The organism is Natrinema soli (genome assembly GCF_028618695.1).
Genome location: NZ_JAQIVI010000284.1, coordinates 1 through 4,816, shown reverse-complemented (window position 1 = coordinate 4,816; position 4,816 = coordinate 1). Strand labels below are relative to the sequence as shown.

At 66.5% G+C, this 4,816-nt stretch carries 4 protein-coding genes and 1 pseudogene; 3 read left to right on the top strand and 2 right to left on the bottom strand.

Features of this window, described 5'->3' with window-relative positions:
* Together PGX04_RS17260 and PGX04_RS17255 are read right to left on the bottom strand one after the other, a co-directional pair.
* Positions 1-201: pseudogene (locus PGX04_RS17260) on the bottom strand (hypothetical protein); the annotation flags it as partial.
* A gap of 73 nt (positions 202-274) precedes the next feature.
* The gene (locus PGX04_RS17255; RefSeq protein ID WP_273739648.1) at positions 275-1,033 is read right to left on the bottom strand and encodes a DUF2797 domain-containing protein; all 759 of its coding nucleotides are present in this window, start codon (positions 1,031-1,033) and stop codon (positions 275-277) included.
* A gap of 210 nt (positions 1,034-1,243) precedes the next feature.
* Between PGX04_RS17255 and PGX04_RS17250 the strand changes: the two genes are divergently transcribed.
* The 3 genes from PGX04_RS17250 to PGX04_RS17240 form a co-directional block, all read left to right on the top strand.
* Positions 1,244-3,442 (top strand): alkaline phosphatase D family protein, encoded by a 2,199-nt coding sequence (locus PGX04_RS17250; protein ID WP_273739647.1) that lies wholly within the window; start codon positions 1,244-1,246, stop codon positions 3,440-3,442.
* Between the two features lie 76 nt (positions 3,443-3,518).
* On the top strand, positions 3,519-3,863 hold the full coding sequence (locus PGX04_RS17245) for a BsuPI-related putative proteinase inhibitor (RefSeq protein ID WP_273739646.1): 345 nt from the start codon (positions 3,519-3,521) through the stop codon (positions 3,861-3,863).
* Between the two features lie 130 nt (positions 3,864-3,993).
* Positions 3,994-4,816, top strand: an 823-nt coding sequence (locus PGX04_RS17240; protein ID WP_273739645.1) for a CbiX/SirB N-terminal domain-containing protein, incomplete at its 3' end; no start/stop codon positions are given.

Genomic DNA, 4,816 nt, shown 5'->3' with positions numbered 1-4,816 from the left:
GAACGGGTTGCCGCCGCCGCCCATACCGCCGGGGCCACCCGGGCCGCCACCGCCGCCGAACGGGCTCTCGGGGGCCTCTCCCTCGCCTTCACCCTCTTCGGCGCGCTTTTCGCGGATCTCCTCGACTCGCTCGCGGAAGGATTTCTCCTCGCTGTTCTCGCCCGCGTCTTCTCCGTCGGGTGAATCGTTTTCGTCCGTCATACCAACCGATTCTGGAGCGGCGGGGAAAAGGGTTGCCATGTCTCTGATGAGCACGACGGACCGAACGTGATCCCTACCCGAACGATCCCAGCGACGATTGTAGATCGCGGTTCGACGGCCCCTCCTCGAGGTCGTACCCCACGAGATCGCGCATGTCCACGGCGTAGGTCGTTCCGCCGTTCGCGAGCGCGACTAACCGCCCTTTCACGCCCACGACGGTCCCCGAGGCGATCGTCTCGCGAACCGGCCGGGCCTCGAGGTCGATCCCGTAGTCGAAATCGAACCGCTCGAGGACGTCGAACTCCGCGAGAGTGGATTCCCACGCGGCCTCGTCGACGGCTGCTGCGAGCGCGGCGACTTTCGGCCCCGTTCGCACGCGGTCGACCAGTCGCTCGGCGATCTCGGCCTCGACCTCGCGGGCGATCCGGCCGTTCGAGACGGTGTGAACGTGGGCCGCGCGGTCGGCCCCCTGCTCGCGAAGTCGGGTCTCGAGCCGCCGGCGTTTGGTGACGCCGACCTTGAACGTGTCGGGGGCGAAGGCCGCGATGTAGACCGCGTGCTCCTCGTAACAGTCCATTTCGTCTTTCAGACAGGTGCCGGTACAGCGGGCACAGACCCACGTACTCGTGTGGTACTCGCAGTAGGGAGTCGACGGCCGATCGCAGGCGACGTGCGCGCCGTCTTCGTCGATGGTGCCGGCACAGTGACGCTCTCCGAGCGAGTACGCGAGGTCCGCACCGGTCTCGAGCGGCCGGTGGTCGATCTCCCCGGCGGCGTCGCTCACCAGCAGCGACGAGCCGTTCCCGCTCGAGCGGTAGCCGACCAGTTGCACGGGTTCGCGTTGGGACCGGGCATAAATAGGCGTAGCGCTCCGCGTCGGGGACGTTGCGCTCGGTTCTGGTCGGCAGGGATCGGGTCCCCGCCGCTACGATCGTATACATACCGGTATGACTGAGAATAAATCAGTTCTAACGGACAATATCTTAATTTACACCAAATATATAAGATATTGTGTCGGTCCGGGGGAGAATCTCCCGCAGTCATGGCAGGTACGCACTCCAACGGACGAGACGATTCGGCGACGAACAACCGACGGGGGTTTCTCCAGACGATCGGACTGGCCGCGACGACGACCGGCCTCGTCGGAACCGCAGCGGCGGACGCGGGGGCGGACCAAGCGGATGACGGAAGCGATGACGAAGGCGAAGGCCCCCTCATCGAACTTACGCACGGCGTCGCCGCGGGCGACGTTACCGCGACGACGGCGACGGTCTGGGCGCGTGCGGGACGCGACGCGACGATACACGTCGCGTACAGTCACGACCGAGCGTTCGACAGCGTCGGCTACGATCGGACGGCGGTCGACGGCGAGAGCGATTACACCGGCCAGGTCCGGCTCGAGGGGCTCGAGTCCGGCACCGAGTATCGCTACCACGTCTGGGCCACGACGACGGAGACGTCGTATCGACCGCTGCGCGACCGAGACGGCGGTGCGGGTGCTCGAGGGCGAGGCCGAAGCGAGGAGGACGGCTCGAAGCGATCCGGTCGAAACGGACGCGGGCAGCGGGAAAAGCCGGGAGACAACGGCCGAAACGGTGAGGAGGCGGCCGACGACGCGATTCCCGATGCGGTCGAAAGCGGAACGTTCGTGACGGCACCGGCTCCCGACGACGAGGCGAGCGTCAGCTTCGCCTGGAGCGGCGATACGTGGGGCTACGGGGACGACCCGATCGAGCCGCCGTTTCCCGGACTGCGGACGATCGCCGAGCGAGAGCCGGACTTCTTCCTCTATCACGGCGACACGATCTACGCCGACGCGCAGACGCCGGCCGGGAAGATCACCGAGGACACCCCGATCGACGAGGCCCTCGAGATCTACCGGGACAAGTACAAGGAGATGCGCGATCCGCCAGCAGAGATCGCGGAGCGGACGAATCTGCGGGAGCTACTCGAGACGACGTCGGTGTACACCGTCTGGGACGATCACGAAGTCATCAACAACTTCGCGGGGCCGATCGAGCCGCTGATGCCCGAGGGACGGCGGGCCTTCCGCGAGTACTGGCCGCTCGACCGTGACGACGACGCCGAACCCGGCGAGTCGAACCGGTTCTACGATTCCTTCCGCTGGGGGAAACACGTCGAACTGTTCGTCATCGACACCCGCCAGTACCGCGATCCGAACGTCGACCTCGACTCGAAGACCCTGCTGGGTCGCGAGCAACTCGAGTGGCTGAAGGGTGCCCTCGCCGACTCCGACGCGACGTGGAAGCTACTCGCCTCGCCGGCCCCGCTGGGGCATCCGTCGGACTCGTGGGCGACGCCGGCCGATCGAACCGGCTACGAGGCGGAACTGCTCGAGGTCGTCGAGCACATCCAGACCGAGCCGATATCGAACCTGGTCGTCGTCGCGGGCGACGTGCACAAGTCGGTCGTAGGCGCGTTCGATCCGGACGACGACGGCGAGTTCGAGTTCGTCGAGGCTATCGCGGGCCCGCTGGGTGCGCCGGCCGGCAAACCGGACGATCTCTATCCGGCCCTCAACCCGACGGAGTTCTTCGCCAAGGGCGAGTACGCCAACTTCGGCACCGTCGACGTCGACGAGTCGGGCGAAACCCTGACGATCGGAATCTACGACGAACACGGGACCGAGCAGTTCACGAAGACGATTCACACGGACGATATCGACGCCGGAGCCGATCCGGCGTCGGCGGGCCGCATCGAGAGCACGTTCGACGGAGACGCCGACGGCTGGCTCATCTCGCAAAACGGCGGGAGCAATCATCCGGTCTACCGCGAGAGCGGCGGCAATTCCGGCGGCCACGTCAGCGACGAGGAGAACCAGGGCGGCGTCGCCTGGTACTATCAGGCCCCGTTTAAGTTCCTCGGCGATCGCGAGGCGTTCTACGGCGGGATCCTCTCCTTCGACCTCCGACAGGAACAGACCGACCGACAGTTCGACGCCGAACCGGTCGAAGGCGGGGACGTCCTGCTCGCGAGCGGCGACGCGAAACTCGTCTACGAGTTCCGCGGGGCTGACAGCAACCCGGGGGAGGAGTGGACGACGTTCGAAGCACCGCTTTCGGCCGATGCCACCTGGATCGATCTGACCAGCCAGGAGCCGATCGCGACCGAGGAGCGCTTCCGAGAGGTCCTCGCGGATCTCGAAGCCCTCCGGATCCGCGGCGAGTACCGATCGGGCGACGACACGAGCTACCTCGACAACGTCGTCCTCTCGAGGTAGCACGGTTCAGCGCCCGCCATTTTTCGACAGCGAGGGCCGGCCAAGACCTATCCGCGACGGTCCCCAAGATCGAGCCATGAGCCTCGAAGGAACGCTCGAGACGGCCGGTGACGACGCGCGTGACGCCGTGTTGTTCGTCTTTACCGTCACCAACGCGGGCGGCGAGACGGTCGAACTTGAGTTTACGGACGCGTGTACGGCGGAGTTCGTGCTCGCCGCGGACGGGGAGGAAATCTGGCGATTCACCGACGGGCGGGTGTTCGCGCAGGTGCTCAGCTTGGACTCCCTCGCCCCCGGCGAGTCGGCGACCTACGAGGCGGAGTGGTCCGACCCCCAGCCGGGAGCGTACACCGCGATTGCGGAGCTGCGAGCGACCGACGAGACCTGCGAGGCGCGAACCGACGTTTCGGTGCCGTCGTGACGCTCGCCGTTTCGGTGCCGGCGCGAGACCCGTCGTTTACGGGGTCGAACCGGTCCCAGCGTCGTCATCGGACTCGGCGACGAGGACCGCCAGCGAAGTCCCTATACCGTTTCCCTCCTAAGCGCCGGCCATGCAAGCACTGGTCATCGCGGCACACGGATCGCATCTGAATCCGGACGCCTCGGATCCGACCTATGCCCACGCGGACACGATCCGCGAGACGGGCGCGTTCGACGAGGTCCGCGAGGCGTTCTGGAAGGAGGAACCCCACTTCCGCGAGGTCATCCGCACCCTCGAGTCCGACGAGGTGTTCGTCGTCCCGCTCTTCATCAGCGAGGGCTACTTCACCGAGCAAATCATTCCGCGGGAACTGCGCCTCGAGGAGTGGGACCCCGACAGGTGGGAGTCCGACGGCACCAGCGCATCGCAGGCCACGCTCGAGGCCGAGGACGTCGGCAAGACGATCCACTACTGCGGACCGGTCGGCACGCACGACGCGATGACGGACGTGATCGTCCAGCGGGCCGAAACCGCGACCGAGAATCCGGACGTGGGGGAGGGATTCGGCCTCTCGGTCGTCGGCCACGGTACCGACCGCAACGAGAACTCCGCGAAGGCCATCGAGTACCACAGCGACCGAATCGCCGAGCGAGACCGCTTCGACGAGGTACAGGCGCTGTTCATGGACGAGGAGCCGGAGGTCGACGACGTCACGGACCATTTCGACAGCGACGACATCGTCGTCGTGCCGCTCTTCATCGCCGACGGCTACCACACGCAAGAGGACATTCCCGAAGACATGGGTCTGACCGAGGACTATCGACTCGGCTGGGGCGTGCCGAGCGAGGTCGACGGCCACCGCATCTGGTACACCGGCGCCGTCGGCACCGAGGACCTGCTGGCCGACGTCCTCCTCGAGCGGGCGGCTGACGCCGGAGCCGACATCGGCGACG

Bases quoted from the DNA above. Each gene is read 5' to 3' on its own strand.
- PGX04_RS17250 (WP_273739647.1), top strand. From the start codon at position 1,244: ATGGCAGGTACGCACTCCAACGGACGAGACGATTCGGCGACGAACAAC.
- PGX04_RS17245 (WP_273739646.1), top strand. From the start codon at position 3,519: ATGAGCCTCGAAGGAACGCTCGAGACGGCCGGTGACGACGCGCGTGAC.